This window comes from Roseibium marinum (assembly GCF_002906165.1).
GTDB lineage: Bacteria > Pseudomonadota > Alphaproteobacteria > Rhizobiales > Stappiaceae > Roseibium > Roseibium marinum.
Map to the genome: position 1 here is coordinate 1,175,114 of NZ_PPCN01000001.1, position 18,264 is coordinate 1,193,377.

Below are 18,264 nucleotides of genomic sequence, written 5' to 3' on the forward strand. Positions count from 1 at the left end.
GATCAGCCCTCGCTCGCCCGTTTGCGGTCCTCGGCCTGGCCGTCCAGAATGCTTTTGACCGCCGTCAGCAGGTCCGCCTCCTTGACGGTGATCTGCGCCGGGCGGCTTTCGCGCCAGGTGACATTGTCGGCGATTTCCTCCGAAAGGCGCTTGCCCTCGATCAGATCCTTGATCTGGACCTCGCCGGCGTCCCGCTCGTCAGAGCCCTGAATGATCGCGATCGGGCAGCCGCGCCGGTCGGCGTATTTGAGCTGATTGCCGAACTTCTTCCAGTTACCCTGATACATCTCCGCCCGGATGCCTGCATTGCGCAGGTCCTGCGCCATTTTCTGGTAGCGGCCGAGGGCTTCCACATCGCCGTCCATCACGGTGACCAGCACCGGGGCCAACACGTCGGAGGTGTCCAGCTTGCCGAGGTTCTTCAGCGCCGTCATCAGCCGCGAGACACCGATGGAAAAGCCGGTGGCGGGAACGTCGCGGCCGGTGAAGCGCTTGACCAGCCCGTCATAGCGCCCGCCGCCGCCGACGGACCCGAACTGAACCACTTCGCCCTTTTCGTTGGTCACGTCGAACAGCAGTTCGGCCTCGTAGACGGGGCCGGTGTAATATTCCAGTCCGCGCACGACGGAGGGGTCGATCTTGATGCGGTCCTCACCGTAACCGCAAGATTCGAAGATCGAGGCCATGGCGTTCAGTTCCGCAACGCCTTCATTCTCGGGAGAGCCGGTGCCTGAAACGAATGCAACGATATTGTCAATTGCGGTGTCGTCCAGCCCCGCACCCTTGGTGAAGTCACCGCTCTCGTCCTTGCGCCCCTCGCCCAGCAGCAATCTCACGCCTTCGACGCCGAACTTGTCGAGCTTGTCGATGGCCCTGAGGACGATCAGCCGGCGCTCCGCCTGATCTTCGCCGCCAAGACCAATCGAATCCAGAACACCGTCCAGAACCTTGCGGTTGTTCACCCGGATCACGTACTGCCCGCGCGGAATGCCGAGGACCTCCATGGTGTCAGCCATCATCATGCACATCTCGGCATCCGCCTGAACGCCCGGCGCGCCGACCGTGTCGGCGTCGAACTGCATGAACTGGCGGAAGCGGCCCGGTCCCGGCTTTTCGTTGCGGAACACCCATCCGGCCCGGTAGGTGCGGTAGGGAAGCTGGATCTCGTTGATATTCTCCGACACATGACGGGCAAGCGGGGCCGTCAGGTCGTAGCGCAGGCTCATCCACTGCTCGTCGTCGTCCTGCACGGAAAAGACGCCCGCGTTCGGGCGGTCGGTGTCCGGCAGGAACTTGCCGAGGCAATCCGTATATTCGAAGGCCGGCGTTTCCACGGGGTCGAAGCCGTACTGCTCGTAGACGGCGCGGATCCGCGAAAGCATCTCGTCGGTGGCGCGGATGTCCTCGGCAGAGCGGTCAACGAAGCCGCGCGGCAGGCGCGCCTTCAGTTTGTTTGGTTTTTTGGCCATGAAGTCTAACAGGTCCTGGCGGGTTCCATGCCGTGCGCGCGCGAAAAAGGACCGGGCGTCCGGCAGTGTGCATGTTGCGGTTTTCCTAGACGAAACAGGGGCTGAGAGCAAGGAGGTGAAGCGGGGGCGGCTGGTTTCCCCGTATCCCCCTCCAGAGCTGTCCCGGCCTTGAGCCGGGACCTCCACGCCGATTTGAAGGGGCCCCGGCTCAGGGCCGGGGCGGCAAAGTGGGAGCCGGACCGCGCGGGTTTTTGATGCCAGGACCGGGAAGGCAAGGCCGAAAGCCGGGCCGGGGCCTTGTTTACAGCGCGGTTCGGCTTAAAAGGACCCGGTGTTTTCTTGTATTTAAGAACTGGCGGGCTATGGTCCGCGCGAATTGCGGCTGGAAAGCCGGGGTTGGCTGCAAGCGAGTGGATAAGGGTTGGGTATGGACGGAGCTGTGCGCATGGCGGAGACGGATGCCGGAGAAGGCGGAGTACCGGCCGACCGGGGACCGGGGGGCGAGGCCGCCGAACTCAGCGTCATCCTGCCGAGCTTCAACGAAGCCGCCAATATTCCGATCCTTGTCAATCTGCTCGATACCGCCCTTGCCGGCATCGCCTGGGAGGCGATTGTCGTCGACGACAATTCTCCGGACGGTACCACCGAGGTGGCGCGCGCCATCGCCTTGAGCGATCCGCGTGTGCGGGTGATCCGCCGTATCGGCCGCAGGGGGCTTTCCGGCGCCTGCGTCGAAGGCATTCTGGCGTCCTCGGCTCCCTATGTCGCGGTGATGGACGCGGACCTTCAGCATGACGAAACCATGTTGCCGAAGATGCTGGCCGAACTGAAGGCCGCGGACACCGATCTGGTGGTCGCCAGCCGCAAGGTTGAAGGCGGAACCGCGGGCGAGGGCCTTTCCACGTTCCGCGCCTGGGGGTCCGACATGGCCAACGGCCTCGCGCAGAAACTGCTCAACGTCACCTTGAAGGACCCGATGAGCGGCTTCTTCATGATCCGCCGGGAAAAGGCGGAAGCCCTTGCGCCGAAACTGTCGCCGCAGGGCTTCAAGATCCTGCTGGATCTTGTTTCCAGCGCCGGTGGCACCTTGAAGATCAAGGAACTGCCGTTCACCTTCCGCGAACGCCGGCATGGCGAAAGCAAGCTGGACAGCCTGGTCACTCTGGATTATTTCGGCCTGCTGCTCGCCAAATATTTCGGCGACGTCATTTCCGTCCGCTTTCTGATGTTCGGCCTCGTCGGGGCCAGCGGCCTCATCGTCCATCTGGCGGCCCTGCGCATGTTCCTGCTCTCGGGCATGGAGTTCAATCTCGGCCAGACCGCGGCCTCGTTCGTTGCAATGACCTCGAACTTCTTTTTGAACAACCAGCTCACCTATCGCGACCGCCGCCTGCATGGCGCGCGGGTGCTGATCGGCCTGCTCACCTTCTATGCCGTCTGTTCGGTCGGCGTGCTGGCGAATGTGGGCGTCGCCAACCTGATCTATGCCGACCCGGCCTACTGGTGGTTCGCCGGCACGGCCGGTGCCATCATGGGGGCCGTCTGGAATTACGCCGCCAGCTCCGCCCTGACCTGGCGGAAGGCGTAAAAAAGAATCGTGAGCGCTTTGGCAAAGACGCAAGACCTGCCACCGATGCTGCGGCCGGCCGGCCTGATCCTGATCGTAGGCATGCTGACCGCCCTGAAAATCTTCGCGGCCGGCAATGCCCATTTCGTCGAGGACGAAGCCTATTACCGGCTCTGGGGGCTTTATCCGGCACTCAGCTATTACGATCATCCGCCGATGATCGGCTGGTGGATCACGGCCGGACAGGCGGTTTTCGGCGATACGCTGTTCGCGGTGCGGGCGCTGGTGATCGTCTCCGGTGTGATCGGTTCGCTGGCGCTCTGGCGCACCGCTTCCATCCTGTTCGATCCAAGGGTCGCCGGCTGGGCGGTGCTGTTTCTCAACGCCAGTCTTCTGGTCGGCATCGGCGGAATTCTGGCGACCCCGGACGCGCCGTCCGTCTTCTTCTGGGGTCTCAGCCTGTGGGCGCTTGCCGAACTTTCCGTCTCCAGAAACGCCAACTGGTGGCTGGTGGCCGGTCTCATGGCGGGTTGCGGCCTTTTGGCCAAATATTCCGTTCTGTTCCTCGGTGCGGGGATCGTGCTGTGGCTGTGCTGGGTGCCGGAGACGCGGCGCTGGTGGCGCGCCTGGCAGCTCTGGGCCGGTGGCCTGATCGCGCTTTTGTGCTTCTCGCCGGTGCTCTACTGGAACCACGCCCATGATTGGGCGAGCTTTTACAAGCAGTTCGGCCGGGCGGGCAATGGCGGCTACACGGCGAAATACATCTTCGAGTTTCTCGGTGCCCTGATCGGCCTGATCAATCCGCTGATCGCGATCCCGGCAATATTCGGCGCGGTAGGGCTGGTCGGATCCCTGCGCAAAAGACAGAGCGCTGCCTCTCTGGTCCTGCTCACCACGCTGCCCTTCTTCCTCTATCTGCTTTATCACGCGCTGCATGCCCGCGTTCAGGCCAACTGGCCGGCGCCACTGTTTCCGGCCTTCGCGATGATGGCGGCGGTATTCGTGGCGAGGCTCCCGCCGGGCAGGCTCTTCTGGCGCGGGATCGCGAGCGGCGGTGTGGTCCTGGGCCTGCTGCTGGCGGTTCTGGTGCAGATCCACGCTGTCTGGCCGCTCACCGGGCAGCTCGCCCGCAAGGATCCGACATTCCAGCTGCGCGGCTGGCCGGAAATCGGCCGGCAACTCGGCGACATCGCCTCGCGGGAAAACGCGGCCTTTGTCGCGACGACCAGCTACGGGCTGAACGGCCAGCTCGACTTCCTCTTCAAGGACGGACCGCCGGTGATCCAGCTCACCGAACGCATCCGCTATCTGATGCAGCCCGAACCCGACGAGACCTTGTTCGACAGGCCCGGGATCTATGTGGCCGAGACGCGGCGCGACAGGGCGGGCGAGCTTGAGAAATCATTCGCGGTCGTGGAGAAGATTGCCGAGCTGGAGCGGAGCGTGAAAGGTGTCCGTCTGGAAGACCTTGTGGTTTACAGGCTGGAGGACCGGACCGGGCCGGTCTTCGAGCCGGTCGGGCACAGATAAGCTGGCAAAAGACGTAACATCTTCCTGAGAAGAGACTTGCAAACCCGCAGCGAATGCCGCAGGGAAGATATCGCATTGTCAGATCTCTCCGACTCGCCTGCGGAAATTCATGAAGCGGATTACACTTGGAGCTTTGGACTACGGCCTTGCGTTCGGTGTCGATCGCGCGCTGCGCGAGCTGGTCGAGATGGGCCGCCTGAGCGCTGTCGGTGCGATCGTCGCAGGCGAACTCTGGCCGCGGGAGTTCCGTCCGCTTCAGGAAACGGCGGACAAGGTCGGCAAGAAAGTGCTGTTCGGCGTGACGCTGGCCTTCAGCGGCGACCGGGTGTTTCCGGTCAGTGCGCGCATGCAGGACGCCTATGGCGAGCGCATGTTCAGCCGGGCAAAACTCCAGCGCCGCGCGCTCCTGAGGTTGCTGCCGGACGAGGTCCTGTTCGAGGAAGCCCATGCGCAGCTGGTGCGCTACAGCATCCTGATGGCGCGCCCGCCTGATTTCGTCGCGGTGCGTGAGGGCCTTCTGGCCAGAACCGCCCTGGCGCGCATCGTCTTCAAGGCCATCGACCACGCGGATTTCGAAGTGCCGCCGCTGGTGGTTTCTCCGGTACGCTCCGGTCTGAAGACCTTGCGGCTCAATCACCTTGCCAGATCCTGCAATCTTCAGATGCTGCCCAAGGCCGTTCCCCTGCCGGAAACCAGCGACACCGAAGAACTGCAGCGGCTGCTGCACAATCACTTCGACGGGATGACGGACCGCAGTTTTGTCGCCGCGATTCCCGGACGGCCCGATGATCGCCTGAGGCGGGACGAGCCGCGCAGGAAGATCGCCATACGCGAATGCCAGTACGAGGTTCTGTCCAGCGACCGTTTCTTTCAAACGCTGGACAAGAAGGATGTCTTTTTGCGTTGAGGCCTGGCTACAGTCTGGGACAAGGTGCTGAAATCATGATCGGAAACGAAAAAACGGCTCTGCGGGGAACAGAGCCGTTTTTCGTGGAGGTCTGAAAGGGGGAGGGGCAACCCCGCTTCCATGACTAACTATATAGGCATATTTTGCTTGATTGCACGTGATGGACATCACAGGATCGCGGTAAGTGCATTTGACGATGGATTTGGATTATTCGACCTTGGCCGGTCCGGTGTTGGCCGGCACGGTGGGCAGTCTGCCGCATGCGGTTTTCCCGCAGGCAGGAGCCGGCACGTTCTGCGGGCAAGAGAGACGGGGTCAGGTGACAGGTACCTGTCGCTATTGTGTTAATATCCGAAAGTTCGGAACGGCAGCGCTCGCTGGCAGGGGGAATGCGTGACGGAAATCAAGGATTTTTTGAAAAACAGCTTTTCGCTGGAGGGGCTCGATCCGGAACTGGCGGTCGGCCTTTCGCGTCTCGCCAGAGCGATGAAAATGCCCTCGGGCACGATCCTGTTCGAAAACGGCGACCCTGGAAACGGCTGCTACGCCGTGCTCGAAGGCTCGCTGAAGGTCTCCCTGCTGTCCGTTGACGGCGACGAGCAGCTTCTGGCCGTCCTTGGCCCGGGCGATCTCGTCGGTGAACTGGCGCTGCTCGACGGCCGACCGCGCTCGGCGACGGTTATTGCCTTGAAAGAAGCGCATGTCGCCTTCATCGACAAGGCCGCTTTCCAGAGATTTTCCGATGAGAATCCCGCAGTCTACCGGCACATGCTGTCGATTGTGGGCAAACGCCTGCGCCATGCCAACGACGTGCTGGCGGCGCGCTCCTTCCTGCCATTGCCGGGCCGCGTCGCGCAGGCCCTGCTGCAGCTTTCGGAAACTTTCGGCAAGCCTCTCGAGAATGGCCGGGTGCTGATCCACTACAAGCTCAGCCAGGCCGATATCGCCAATATGGCGGGGGCGGCGCGCGAAAATGTCAGCCGCGTGCTGAACGACTGGAAACGCTCCGGCACGATCAGCCGGATTTCCGGTTATTACTGCCTGGAGCAGGTGGAATTCCTGCAGCAGGCGTCAACGCTTTAGGAGTTACAGTGCGAGGAGTTATCCTCTCCGGTCTTGAGACGGCACGCCGGTGGCTTCGCGGCCAGAAAAGTCCATGCAAACTGGGAATATTCCTTTCCTTGATGCTCCTGTCCTGTCTGTCTTCCCCGGTGCTTGCTCAGCCGGCGGCCTGTAACGAGATTGAAGGTGCACAGTCTTATCAGGAAATTTTGGATTCCGACGACACACCTGAAGAGACGAAAAAGAAACTCAGCGATCTGGACCCGTTCGGCAAGGAGGTTGCCAACTATCTGGACTTTCTTTCCGGACTTGAAAACGCTTCAGGCGAGGCGGAAGAGGCAAGCGAATTTCTTCGGGATTTCAGGCCGCAGGGCGTAATAAATCTGAACAGGCTTGAACTCGCCCTTTTAGTGGCGGAAAGGAAATCTGCTTCGGATCGACAACTTTTTCTGAGCCGCTACATAACGCTTCGCAACCTCCTCACGCTTTTTTGCAATGAGGACGACCCGGACATCCAGTTTCTTTCTCTATCATTGACGTTCCAGGAATTGCAGCAACCACGATCGGAAACTCCGTCCAGGGAGTATGTGCGTGCGGCAAGAGAGCTTGCGCAGACGGGTGCGCTTTCAAACGGTCTTGAACCTTATTCGAGTCTGCTGAGCGAAACGTTTCCATCCGTTCGCGAGGATGAATTTGAATGGATGTATGAGATCACCCGAAACGAGGCGTGCCGGGATCGCCAGCATTCCGATTGTCTGAGTGCGTTTGAAGACACGATATCAGTAGACCAAAACAGCTCGACTGAAGCGCTTCTGGAAATTGGTCTTTGTGTCTTGAAACTGGTCAAGGGTGGAAAGACGTTGTCGGTGAATGTCTGCGAATTGCAGCTTTCGCGATAATTTCGGCTTTAATTTCTCATCTCCGGCATTGAAGCTATCTGCGTTCCTACCAGGATGGTTTCCAGCGTCTGCGTGTTGAGACTGTCGACAAACGCCTCCGCGGCCCGCGCCATGGCGCCTTTCAAGGCGCAGCGGGGCAGGAAGGCGCAGGTTGCCGGTTCAGGCTTCAGGCAGGCCACCACGCCGAGATCCGGTTCCATCAGCCGGACGACATCGCCAATGCGGATCGCGGCCGGATCTTGCGCAAGCCTTATGCCGCCGCCACGGCCACGGGTGGTCTCCAGATAGCCGCCCTTCGCCAGATGGGCGACGATTTTCATCACATGGGAATGGGCAAGGCCCAGCCGTTCGGTCAGTCCACCCACCGTTTGCGGACCGTCGCACTGGCCGGTCGCCATCAGGATTCTCAAGGCGAAGTCGCTGGCCTGGCTGAGGCGCATGTCGGGGTCCATTGAATATTCATCTGATATGTTGATTTTAGCGCGGTGATGTGAGATTTAAAAGATGCATTTAATATGAATGTTTGGAGGCGATCATGAATCCGCGCAATTACGGTCCGAAATCCGATCAGGCTCCCGTCGCCCGCCGGCACCGGGCTGCGGACGACGGCGGAGATCGGCTGCTGCGCTATGAAAGCGTGAGCGAAGGCTCCATTCGCGTCATGGTGCAAACGTTTTACGGCTGTATCCGGGAGCATCCGCGCCTCGGAGAGATCTTCTCGCGCCGCCTGGAAGGCCGGTGGGACGAGCACCTCTTGAAAATGGAGAGTTTCTGGCAATCCGTTCTTCTGAAGAACGGAGCCTACAAGGGAAAGCCCGTCCCGGCCCATATGAAGCAGAAGGAACTGGTCAGCTCCGATTACGGCGAATGGCTGACAGTGTTCCGTCCGGTCGTGCGCGAGCTTTATGTCCCGGACCTTGCCGACGAAATCATCATGGTTGCCGAACGCATCGCTCAGAGCCTCTGGCTGGCGACCTTCGGTTTTGCGGCGGCCACCCCGCCGCCCGAGCTTTCCATGACGACCAGCGAATGGAGCGGATCAAGCCGGTAGCCGCCATGCTTTGGCGGAAGTTCCTGTCGGCGTCTGGTCAACGGCGCTCTTCCCGCTGTGGATCATGGCGCTTCTGCTGCACCGAATGACCTGACAAGCCTTGTGATCTTCTCACCTGCCGTTAGTCTTCGCCGAGCATTTGAAAAAACGGGGAGTTCAGGCGTGAGCGACGACAAGCCGACCGGCGAACTGACACTGCGCACCATGGCCATGCCATCCGACACCAATGCCTCCGGCGACATTTTCGGCGGCTGGGTGCTGTCGCAGATGGATCTGGCGGGCGGCATTGCCGCGGGACAAAGAGCCCAGGGGCGCGTGGTGACCATCGCGGTCGACAAGATGAAATTCATCCGCCCCGTCCAGGTCGGTGACGTATTGTGTGTCTACGCCGAAGTGATCCGCGTCGGCAACTCGTCCATGGAAATCAAGCTGGTATGCTGGGCCCTGCGCCACCGCTACGGTCATCGGGAAAAGGTCACCGAGGCGGTTTTCACAATGGTCGCCGTCGACGACACAGGCAAGCCGCGCCCGGTGCCGAAAGAGCTCTGAACGGGACTAAACACCTAGCGCCGCTGCCGGTTGACGATGTCGGCAACAAGATCCTCGTCCACCGCGCAGGTGCAGCCGTTCGCCCAGAGCCGCAGCAGGTCCTTCAGACGCTGGATCCGTTCCTCCGGCCCAAGCGGGGCCTTGTGATGCGGAAGCCTTCCGATGAGACGCATGGACTTGATACGCGCCAGAACGCAATCTTCCGCCGCCTGTTCCCATATTTCGGCACTGGCGATTTCGTGCGGTGGATGTCCGGCGATCAGATCCGCCGCGCGTCCGGCAAAAGGCTGTTGAGACAAAAAATCCTCCATCGGTTGCCCGAGGAGGACTGGCGCATGAAAGTAAACCGCTTAGTTGCCGGTCAGCCTCTCTTGAGGGTCAGTCCGGCCGCATCCCTGTTGCGGAAACCACCTTGCCCGGTCAGGCAGGTTGGCGAGGGCGCCAGCCCTTCTCTTGATGAGGACGCGTTTATGTCATGACTTCCTTCGCCTGACAAGGGGCTCTTGGCAAGCACGGGAAGACATGGCACTTCTTGCGAAGGGAACCGCGGCAGACGGGAACCCCTACAGACTGGCACGTAGTCCGCAAGCCGGATTGAAACGAAGGAAAAGATCACCTGTGTCGGACAATTCGGACTCGCAGCGCAGCCACTCTCTCGTGCCGGTCCTGCTCGCTTTTTGTGCCTGCTTTGTCGATGTGGTCTGCATTATCGGCCTTTTCCACACCTTCACCGCCTTCATTTCCGGTACGCTGGTCGTGCTTTGCGTGGAAGTGTTTCATCATGCCGAGAACGCGCTCCTGAAGGTGTTCGTGCTGGTGATGTTCCTTGCCGCCACCCTTCTCTGGTATGTTGTGGTGACGCGGCTGATCCGGCACAAAAAGGTCGCGGTCGGGCACCTGTTCGCGCTCGAAGCCGGCATCGTGGCGGCTTTCATGCTGGTCGCCGGACTTGGCGATCCGACCGGATCCGGGCCGCTTTCGCCGGTCACCCTCGTCGCCGTCGGGCTCTCCACAATCGCGATGTCGCTTCAGAATGTGATCATGCTGACCATTTTGAACCATCACGTGCCGACCACCATGATGACGGGCAATTCGCTGAAGCTCGTCCTGGGCCTCGCCGATTATTTCGCCCATCCGGAAAGCCGCACCGGCAGCCGGGCCATCGTCATTCACCAGATGCTGGTCATATCCGCCTTCGCCGTGGGCGGGCTGCTGGCCAGTTTCCTGTTCACCTATCTGGGTTTCTGGGTCCTGGCCGTGCCGGTCGCGGTACTTCTTGTGCTTGCGGTACAGCAATCTGCTTTCGAAGGCGTCGACCATATGGAAAGCGCCGGGGAAGACAGCGCCGTTGGAGCCCCGGTCTCCACGGAATAGGGTCTTCTCCCGTATCCAGCAGACGTTGACGCAACCTGTCTCCGCTTGCCCGGATACACGAGTTTGAGACCTCAGGCCTGTTGCCGGTCCCAGTCGATCCGGCCGTCCACCAGGTGAATGCGCCGTTCCATACGGGCCGCGAGCTCCAGGTCATGGGTCACCGCCACCACGGTGGTTTTCTGCCTGTCGACGATCTTGCGCAGGCTGTCGAAGACCTGTTCCGTCGCCACGGAATCGAGGCTGCCCGTCGGTTCGTCCGCCAGGATCAGGTCGGGCGAATTGGCCAGCGCCCGGGCCACCGCGACACGCTGGCGCTGGCCACCGGAAAGCTGGGCCGGCCGCCGGTGCAGGAAGTCTTCCAGACCGAGATCCGCAAGCAGCGTCGTTGCATGGTCCAACTGATTCCTGGCCGACAGTTTGCCGAGCTTCTGCATAGGGATCATCACGTTTTCCAGCGTGGTGAATTCGGGCAGCAGGAAATGGAACTGGAAGACGAAGCCGAGTTTCTCAAGGCGCATATGCGCCATCTCCGCCGGGGACAGGTCGTCGGTCCGCGCCCCGCCGATAAAAACCTTGCCCGATGTCGGCCGGTCGAGCAGGCCGAGCAGATAGAGAAGAGAGGATTTGCCGGACCCGGACGGCCCGGTGATCGCCACAAATTCCGACCTGCCGATCTTGAAGCTGACATCCTTGACGAGGGTTACCGGCACCACCGCCGGAAGGATGCGCGTCAGATCCCTGGCTTCCAGAAGCACGGGCGTCGCGGCCGCCTCGACTGGAACCTCGGCGGGAAGGCTCATGTCGCCCCCCTGATGATGTCGACCGGATTGAGCCGTGCGGCCTTGCGCGCCGGGATATAGCCGGCGATGCCGGAGGAGAAGAGGGCGAGAAGGCAGGCGATGATGTAGTGCGTCCCCGAAAAAAAGATCGGCAGATGCGTCATTTCCACGTCCTGGGTGAACTCGAAGCGGATGGTCGCCATATAGCTGGAAAGCCCGAAACCGAGCGCGGACCCGGCCAGCGCCCCCAGGATGCCGATGACGAGCCCTTCAAGCACAAAGATCTGCTGGATATCGGCTTCGGGAAATCCCAGCGACTTGAGGATGGCGATATCGCGGGCCTTTTCGTGGACGATCGTCGAGACGATGTTGAAGATGCCGAAGCCGGCCACCACAAGAATTGCGCCGACCACGGTGTACATGATGACGTTTCGGACGAAAAACGCCTCCATCAGGCCTTCGTTGGCTTCCTCCCAGGAGATGGCCTTGTAACCGAGCTGCCGCTCCGCGCGGGCGGCGACATCGTTGGCTTGGCTGATGTTATTGAGCCGTATGGCGATGCTGTTGATGATGTCGGGCTTTTCCAGAAGGATCTGCACCGCCTTGAGGGGGGCGTAGGCGAGCCCTTCATCGCTTGTGGTGATGCCGGTATGAAACAGCCCGACGATCTTGAACCGTTTCGCGACCCCGCTCGCCGACGTCAGCGTCACGGTGTCGCCGACATCCGCACCCAGCCGTTCGGCCGCCTTGTCGCCGATGACAAGCCCGTTCGCCGTGGTTCCCAGGTCCTCGAAAGAGCCCTTGCGCATGTCGTCCCGGATATTCGATACGCTGAGTTCGCGCTTCGGATCGACACCCGTCAGCGTCATGCCGATGTCCTGGCCGCTGTAGCGCAGCACCGCCTGTCCGCTCAGCCGCTGAGCCAGCTTGCCGTCGACCCAGTCCCGCAGCGCGGCCAGCGCTTCCGTCGGGTTGCGGATGCCGCGCAGATCCTCTTTCGGCCGCAACCCGTAATAAGCGACGGCGTCGTAGACCGTGCTGGCCGGCTGCTCGGCGGGCGCGCGCTGTTCGTCGACAATCTCCACATGCGGTATGGCGTCGATCAGCGTTGCCGTGAAATCGCGCTGCGAGCCTTCCATGAGACTGGCCATGGCAACCGAAAACCCGACGCCGAGCGCCACCCCGAGAACCGAGACCACCGTCTGCCGCATCCGGGTCCTGATATGGGTCGCCGCGATCCGCAACAGCAGCATCATCGCTCGTCTCCGGCCTCCGGCACGACTTTCTGCCCCTCTGTCAGATCGGCCCGGTAGGGAAAGACCACGCGGCTTTCCTCCGCGAGACCGTCAAGCACCTCGATGGCCCGCGTTCCCCGGATGCCGGTCTTTACATCGATGGATGCGACCCGGTTTTCCGCGTTCACCGTCTGCACTATGGTGCCGTTGAAGGCAGCGGGCGGCAGCAGCAGACTATCGTCGTTCTCGCGCGTGACGATGTTGATTTCCGCGGTCATGCCGATGCGCAGGGGCGTATCGTCCGGCAGGTCGAGATAGACCCGGTAGTTCTTCAGGACGGGATCGCCCTTGGGCGTGATCCGCCCGACCGTGGCGCTCAGCTCCTCGTCCGGAAAGGCATCGGCCAGGATCAGCGCCTTCTGGCCTTCCGTCACCTTGGGAATGTCCTCCTCATTGACCTCGGCGACCAGTTGCAGCGGTTTCGGCTGGCCGATCCAGAACAGGATCTCTCCGGGCTCCGCCACTTCCCCGACCGACCCGTCCTGCCTGAGGACCACCCCGTCCATCGGCGCGACGATGCTGTAATCGAGCAGGCGTTCCTTCTGGGCCGCGATGATGGCGTTGATGCGGATCAGTTCGCTCTGCGCCCTGTCATAGATCTGCTGGCTGACCACCCGCCGCTCCAGAAGCTGCAGGGCGCGGTCGCGTTCGGACAGGGCCAGATCCTGCCGTGCTTCCAGCTCGGCGAGCGTCGCCCGGGCATCGCCGCTGTCGAGTTCCGCCAGCCCGTCGCCCTTCGTCACCTTCATTCCCTCGCAGCCGCACAGGGAAACGATCCGCTCCCGCACGATGCTGGTGACCTTCGCCCATCGGACCGGTTCGACGACGGCGGTCGCGTAGACGACTTCGGCGGCCCGGCCCTTGTAAGGATGAGCCACATTCACCTCCGGAGGGCGCACCGACCACCAGTAGCCGCCGGCAATTGCCGCGGCGAGGGCGCAAAGCAGAAACAGATAACGTAACAATCGCATGAAGCACCTGTGCTGGATCCGGGCACAGACTACCGCGTCCCGGCCGCAATGCCATGCCCTGTGTCAAAACACCGGTCTGCGGTAAGGGGAAGCATTTGTTGGGCCTGAGGTTTGGCGGATTGCTCGCGCAATACGTGGCGGGGGCCGTCATCGGGGAGGAACGCCAAGCAGGGCTGCCCGTCCGCTATTCGTCCGATCCCGGGGTCAGATGCGATCCTGGCAGCTTTTGCCTTTCTGTGCCTTGCCGGACACCCCGAACCTTTCCAGGGTCTCATTCAGGTCTTCAAGGTCGAGCACCTCCGCGATCTGGTCGCGGTGTCTCCGGTAAGCCACGGAGGTTCTGTCGAGGAAGCGCAGAACGACATAGCACTCGACGATCTCGGCCTGTTGCTCGTAGCGGTAGGACAGAAAGCTCTTTCCTGGGCGCAGGCGATAGTCGTAAGGATCCTTGTAGGCAAGGTGTTCCGAGGCGACTTTGAGCAGGGAATAGCCCGTCTGCTTCCTGTTCTGGTGTTGCCATACGTGCATCAGTTCATGTGCAAGCAGCGCAAGATCGTTGACCATTATCTCCCGCGGATAGCCTTGCGCGAAGTCGGCGGCATATCTGTCCCGGGTGAAATAGATCGTGTTCCCAAGGGTGACCGCAGCTGGTTTGGTCAGTAGCGCAGATCGTGCGCTTTCAACAAATTCGGCTTGCGTTCGAAAGGCCTTGTCATATGTCCCGCCTTGCGCGATTTCGCTTTTCAGGCTCCGGTCCACCCGGTCTGCAAGCTTGTCGCGATTTGCCGAAAGGGAGACGATCCTGACCCAAATGCGGTTCATTGTGCCTTCGTACAAAATGTCGGTGAAGGCATATTCATTCACGGTCAGGGTTCTGCAGGAGGCGAGCAGAAGGACGGATGAGACCAGAAGCAGCAGGCGGCAGCGTTTCGTCAAAAGCGTCATTGGGAAGCCGTTCCCGTGATCGCGAACCTGCCGGTTATCAATTCACTGGCCGGACAGGTGCCCAGGGCGAGCATGGAGATCGTCTTGCCCTTGCCGATGAAGGACGAGGAGGGCGCAAAGAATTGCGGTTGCCCGGCAGGTGTATCCACAGTCTTGCCATCGACGGTAAGTGTCAGTTTGGGGTCGCCGCAGCCGCTGCCTTTGGACTCGAAGGAAAAGACGAATTCGGTCGGCTCCTGAAAATGGCCGAGCAGGAGCTGCTTCTGGACAGGCGCGCTCCAGGTAAATTGTTCGAAGGGAACGGTTTGCGTGTTCCGGATCTCCCAGGTGCAGGATTTCGGCTGGCCGGGTCTGGATTGCGTCAGGGAGATCTGCCGCGCGCTGACAAAGGCACTGGTTCCCTCGCCGATCTTTGCGATCACGGAATTCTGGTCGGTCGTGACGGCGAATTCGGCATACTGGCCATCGACGATTTCGGTGCAGCTCAGCATGAAGAGCCTGGGTTCGTCGAAGGGCGGATCATTCAGATAGATCCGCTCCCCCTGTCCGGCGAGATGCCAGTAGCCGGAAAACACGGTATCGGCGAGCGCGGACTGAGCGGCTGAAAAACACAGCACCAAGGATAACAGGACTTTGTACGTCAAATAATTGCCTCCCAAATACTCGTCATAATTACCTACGCGCAAATGGCCGGGCAAGCAATCGGAAACGGGAGGCCGAGGCTGGCCGGATGGTCTCATGCCGAGGAGGGGCAAAGGTCCGTCTCGAAGTATGAACGGCCCATCCTTCGAGACAGCGCATCGCGCTTCCTCACGATGAGGATCGGGCTGAAGAAGTGCTGTCCGAGATCAGACACCTGGTTCTGCGGATGCAACAACGGCTCCCGGTTTCGTCTCGTACGGTTAGGCTGACAAGCGGGCAAAGGCACGCCCTTCTGTCTTTGTCGATTTTCTTAAATCCGGACGCAGGTGGGGTGAAACGCACAGGCCCCCGGCAGGTCAGGGCTGGTCAGTAATGCGGCGGTTTTTCGCCCTGGTGACCGGGCAGGACATTTTCCATGAGTTCATCCACCTGCTCGGTCATGTTGCCCACAAGCCGCGTCAGCCTGTCGATCTGCTTGCCCTGGCCGACGACCACCTGGTTGAGCTCATCGATCGTGTGCGTTGCATGGGCGAGCGAGATTTCGAGCTGTTCCAGCCTTTGTTCATGGTCATTCGCCATGGGCACCTCCTGATGGTTGGGTCGCGAAACACGATAAGATCGATCTGCTTTTCCGCGTCCGGTTGAAAGCGGCCCGGTCCGGGAAGGCAAATCCCCGGCGACCTTATATGGCGTCCGCGGCGAGACAACAATTTCAATCATCGGATTTTGCCGATAGTTTGAAACAGCGTCCGGGACGCCCTGTCCGGTGAGCTGGATCCTGGCGCGTGCCGCCAGAAAGAGACGACTGCCTGAAGAAACGATTTACCGAGGAATTTCATGCCCGACCTGTCCGAATTTCCGATCACGCGCAAATGGCCGCCCAGACATCCCGACCGGATCCAGCTTTATTCCCTGCCGACGCCGAACGGCATCAAGGTGTCTGCGATGCTGGAGGAAACCGGCCTGCCTTACGAAGCGCACAAGGTGGATTTCGCCACAGGAGACCAGAGGAGCCCGGAGTTCCTTTCGCTCAACCCCAACAACAAGATCCCGGCGATGATCGACCCTGACGGGCCCGACGGAAAGCCGCTGCCGCTGTGGGAATCGGGCGCCATGCTGATCTATCTGGGCGAAAAATCCGGCAGGCTGCTGCCGGCGGACCCGGCCCGGAAGGCGGAAACCATCCAGTGGCTGATGTGGCAGATGGGCGGTCTCGGGCCGATGGCCGGCCAACTGGGCTTCTTTCACAAGTTCGCCGGCCGCGACTACGAGGACCGCCGCCCGTTCGAGCGCTACCGCGACGAGGTCAAGCGGCTGCTCGGCGTCCTGGACCGGCACCTGGACGGCCGCGACTTCATCATCGGTGCCGATTACACCATCGCCGACATCGCCACCTGGCCCTGGATCCGCAACCTTGGTGGTTTCTACGAGGCGGGAGAAGTTCTCGGCCTCGCGGATTTCAAGAACGTGATGCGCTGGCTGGATATATGCATGCGCCGCCCGGCGAGTGAAAAGGCGGTCGACATTCCACCGAGGGAGTGATGCTCAAGACGGCCTCTCATTCTCCAGGCAGATAGGGGGCGCGGCGCGGCGGCAGGCATGATCGAATGGTCCGCCCGGTCATCGGGAGAACGGTCGCCGGCTATGTCTGCACCGGCACGCCGCGGCGGTCCGCGAAACGGTGGCATTTTTCTGCACATTAAATCGTTGAGGTTCGAAACTGACCTAGCGTCATATTTCTGATGCGCAACTAGAGACGGAAAAGTGCAGGCTTCCATTTGGTAAAATCGATGGAGAATCCATATCGCAAAAGCACAATTTACAATTTATTTGATATTCCGGCGATTATTTCGCCGATTTCAAGAAATTTTCTTCGCGGCGGTATCGACTTGGCCGGTATTTTTCTTACAATCGATTTTGTGTTGCACCGCACACCTCCCATGCGGGGCCACGTTGAACAGGACCAGAACACATGCTGTACACTGCCTATGTGGCCGTGTGCCTTGCATCTACACCGGTTCAGGACTGCAACAGGGACAGCGCGCTCAACTGGATGGTTGCGCCGGGTATGTACCACCTGTCCTATTGCATGGTCCGCGGACAGCAATTCGCCGCCACTTCCGGCATCGTGAAGGACGGCGATATTGTGAAGGTCTACTGCAAGGCACCCGACCAGTTCAGGAAAGCCGGCTGACAGGCTCCCTCCCATCTGAACGCCACCTTGAAATCCGGACGCTCCGAAAGGATCGCCCGGATTTTTCTTTTCAAGGGTTTGGGCGGGGGAAGGGAAAATGGGTGCTATGGGAGGGGAGTGGTCATTCACTGCAAGGTGCATCAATGGCCGCTTTGGGTCGAGAACGACGTCTCAAGTCTATATCGCCTACACCAGAAGTAGGCCTATCTTCGGCACCATAACCCTAACCTGATCGGACGGCGAATATAACGGTATTGGCTCCCATCCCATTCAGGAGTGGGCTCTTCCGGCAAACCGGCCATACCGCTAGCCGAAGGCGGTTCAGTTTTGTTTGAACTCATTCTCTACCAACCGCTGTTTAAGCTTTTCAGCAACAGCTTCGGAATTTGGCCAAAGCTTGACCAAAATTTTGTGTTCAACGCAACTTTGCCGGGCTACGGTTCCGCCGATTGGGTTTGACCCAGTCCCATACAACAAACGAAAAGAATAATTGTATTTCTATGCTTCAAAACTTTTCAAGAACTTCCTTGAACAATCCATCTGCGATATATTCGCCTTCCGGAAGAAAATCTTGATGCGAACTTATGATGAGTAGTTCTCTAGATTCGGCGCAATAACGACGAATAAAGTCAATTCGATCTTGTTTAGTATCGAGTGATTGAGATGCTCCACTCTTTTCGATCAAAAATTCCCCCTCCCGAAGACATACGCCATACTCAAGCGCTGCATCAAAACTTTCTGGAAAGGTTTCGTTCATAGATTGAGAGAAAACAGGTGTAGTAATCACCAATACAGGAAATAATAACGCCAGAGACTTCTTCACGGCGTAGTGGCATATATTCATAGCATACCCATTAAAGTGAAAATTCCACCAGCAGAGCTTCATCTACCCGACAGCCACGAGGTTATTGGGTGCGTGCCGCGCGCTCCTTCTTGTAGTTTTTGACCTATTGCACGCATTCGGTCATCGACTGCATCATCCGGTATTCGGGATACATGCTCCATCCCTTGCACTCGCCTTAAAGTAAGC

General features: G+C 60.1%; 20 protein-coding genes and 1 riboswitch. Of the genes, 10 read left to right on the plus strand and 10 right to left on the minus strand.

Annotated elements, in window-relative coordinates; all coding sequences use genetic code 11:
- Positions 1-2: 2 nt before the first annotated feature.
- Complete coding sequence (hisS, locus tag CLV41_RS05515) at positions 3-1,469, minus strand: histidine--tRNA ligase (protein WP_103221196.1); 1,467 nt, start codon at positions 1,467-1,469, stop codon at positions 3-5.
- A 445-nt stretch (positions 1,470-1,914) separates the two neighbouring features.
- Between hisS and CLV41_RS05520 the strand changes: the two genes are divergently transcribed.
- The 5 genes from CLV41_RS05520 (at position 1,915) to CLV41_RS05540 (ending at position 7,434) form a co-directional block, all read left to right on the plus strand.
- On the plus strand, positions 1,915-3,057 hold the full coding sequence (locus CLV41_RS05520; RefSeq protein ID WP_103221563.1) for a glycosyltransferase family 2 protein: 1,143 nt from the start codon (positions 1,915-1,917) through the stop codon (positions 3,055-3,057).
- A gap of 9 nt (positions 3,058-3,066) precedes the next feature.
- Positions 3,067-4,566, plus strand: coding sequence for an ArnT family glycosyltransferase (locus CLV41_RS05525; RefSeq protein ID WP_208987282.1), 1,500 nt, complete (start codon positions 3,067-3,069; stop codon positions 4,564-4,566).
- A 109-nt stretch (positions 4,567-4,675) separates the two neighbouring features.
- Entirely contained in the window at positions 4,676-5,473 is a 798-nt protein-coding gene (locus tag CLV41_RS05530; RefSeq protein ID WP_103221198.1) for a ChbG/HpnK family deacetylase, read from the plus strand.
- Positions 5,474-5,866: 393 nt separating this feature from the next.
- Positions 5,867-6,556, plus strand: coding sequence for a Crp/Fnr family transcriptional regulator (locus CLV41_RS05535; protein WP_103221199.1), 690 nt, complete (start codon positions 5,867-5,869; stop codon positions 6,554-6,556).
- 8 nt (positions 6,557-6,564) lie between these two features.
- Positions 6,565-7,434, plus strand: coding sequence for a hypothetical protein (locus CLV41_RS05540; protein WP_146048508.1), 870 nt, complete (start codon positions 6,565-6,567; stop codon positions 7,432-7,434).
- A gap of 8 nt (positions 7,435-7,442) precedes the next feature.
- Here CLV41_RS05540 and CLV41_RS05545 read toward each other — a convergent pair whose 3' ends face one another.
- Positions 7,443-7,886, minus strand: a complete 444-nt coding sequence (locus CLV41_RS05545; RefSeq protein ID WP_208987283.1) for an RrF2 family transcriptional regulator — start codon at positions 7,884-7,886, stop codon at positions 7,443-7,445.
- A gap of 83 nt (positions 7,887-7,969) precedes the next feature.
- On the opposite strand from CLV41_RS05545, the gene CLV41_RS05550 reads away from it, so the two are divergent.
- Together CLV41_RS05550 and CLV41_RS05555 are read left to right on the plus strand one after the other, a co-directional pair.
- Positions 7,970-8,485: a group III truncated hemoglobin gene (locus CLV41_RS05550; RefSeq protein ID WP_103221565.1), complete on the plus strand. Its 516-nt coding sequence runs from the start codon at positions 7,970-7,972 to the stop codon at positions 8,483-8,485.
- 204 nt (positions 8,486-8,689) lie between these two features.
- Complete coding sequence (locus CLV41_RS05555) at positions 8,690-9,034, plus strand: acyl-CoA thioesterase (protein ID WP_103221566.1); 345 nt, start codon at positions 8,690-8,692, stop codon at positions 9,032-9,034.
- A gap of 14 nt (positions 9,035-9,048) precedes the next feature.
- Here the strand turns inward: CLV41_RS05555 and CLV41_RS05560 are convergent, their stop codons facing one another.
- On the minus strand, positions 9,049-9,333 hold the full coding sequence (locus CLV41_RS05560; protein ID WP_146048509.1) for a hypothetical protein: 285 nt from the start codon (positions 9,331-9,333) through the stop codon (positions 9,049-9,051).
- 41 nt (positions 9,334-9,374) lie between these two features.
- A riboswitch (SAM-I-IV-variant riboswitch) is annotated at positions 9,375-9,499 on the minus strand.
- A 153-nt stretch (positions 9,500-9,652) separates the two neighbouring features.
- On the opposite strand from CLV41_RS05560, the gene CLV41_RS05565 reads away from it, so the two are divergent.
- Positions 9,653-10,408 (plus strand): YoaK family protein, encoded by a 756-nt coding sequence (locus CLV41_RS05565; protein ID WP_170107117.1) that lies wholly within the window; start codon positions 9,653-9,655, stop codon positions 10,406-10,408.
- A 71-nt stretch (positions 10,409-10,479) separates the two neighbouring features.
- Here the strand turns inward: CLV41_RS05565 and CLV41_RS05570 are convergent, their stop codons facing one another.
- The 6 genes from CLV41_RS05570 to CLV41_RS05595 all read right to left on the minus strand — a co-directional run bounded on the left by CLV41_RS05570 (position 10,480) and on the right by CLV41_RS05595 (position 15,619).
- Positions 10,480-11,208: an ABC transporter ATP-binding protein gene (locus CLV41_RS05570; RefSeq protein WP_103221203.1), complete on the minus strand. Its 729-nt coding sequence runs from the start codon at positions 11,206-11,208 to the stop codon at positions 10,480-10,482.
- Positions 11,205-12,443, minus strand: a complete 1,239-nt coding sequence (locus tag CLV41_RS05575; RefSeq protein ID WP_170107118.1) for an ABC transporter permease — start codon at positions 12,441-12,443, stop codon at positions 11,205-11,207. Before CLV41_RS05575 ends, CLV41_RS05570 begins: the two co-directional genes overlap by 4 nt.
- Positions 12,440-13,453, minus strand: a complete 1,014-nt coding sequence (locus CLV41_RS05580) for an efflux RND transporter periplasmic adaptor subunit (protein ID WP_103221204.1) — start codon at positions 13,451-13,453, stop codon at positions 12,440-12,442. The genes CLV41_RS05575 and CLV41_RS05580 overlap by 4 nt, the downstream gene beginning before the upstream one ends.
- A gap of 204 nt (positions 13,454-13,657) precedes the next feature.
- Positions 13,658-14,398 (minus strand): eCIS core domain-containing protein, encoded by a 741-nt coding sequence (locus CLV41_RS05585; protein ID WP_103221205.1) that lies wholly within the window; start codon positions 14,396-14,398, stop codon positions 13,658-13,660.
- Positions 14,395-15,042 carry a hypothetical protein gene (locus CLV41_RS05590; protein WP_146048510.1) on the minus strand — a complete coding sequence of 216 codons (648 nt, stop codon included), beginning with the start codon at positions 15,040-15,042 and terminating at the stop codon, positions 14,395-14,397. Before CLV41_RS05590 ends, CLV41_RS05585 begins: the two co-directional genes overlap by 4 nt.
- A 364-nt stretch (positions 15,043-15,406) precedes the next feature.
- On the minus strand, positions 15,407-15,619 hold the full coding sequence (locus CLV41_RS05595) for a SlyX family protein (RefSeq protein WP_103221568.1): 213 nt from the start codon (positions 15,617-15,619) through the stop codon (positions 15,407-15,409).
- A gap of 258 nt (positions 15,620-15,877) precedes the next feature.
- Between CLV41_RS05595 and CLV41_RS05600 the strand changes: the two genes are divergently transcribed.
- Complete coding sequence (locus tag CLV41_RS05600; RefSeq protein ID WP_103221207.1) at positions 15,878-16,582, plus strand: glutathione S-transferase N-terminal domain-containing protein; 705 nt, start codon at positions 15,878-15,880, stop codon at positions 16,580-16,582.
- Between the two features lie 430 nt (positions 16,583-17,012).
- A complete protein-coding gene (locus CLV41_RS05605; protein ID WP_103221208.1) occupies positions 17,013-17,234 on the plus strand; it encodes a hypothetical protein in 222 nt (73 codons plus the stop codon).
- Between the two features lie 505 nt (positions 17,235-17,739).
- Here CLV41_RS05605 and CLV41_RS27460 read toward each other — a convergent pair.
- Positions 17,740-18,120 (minus strand): hypothetical protein, encoded by a 381-nt coding sequence (locus tag CLV41_RS27460; protein ID WP_146048511.1) that lies wholly within the window; start codon positions 18,118-18,120, stop codon positions 17,740-17,742.
- Between the last annotated feature and the right edge of the window lie 144 nt (positions 18,121-18,264).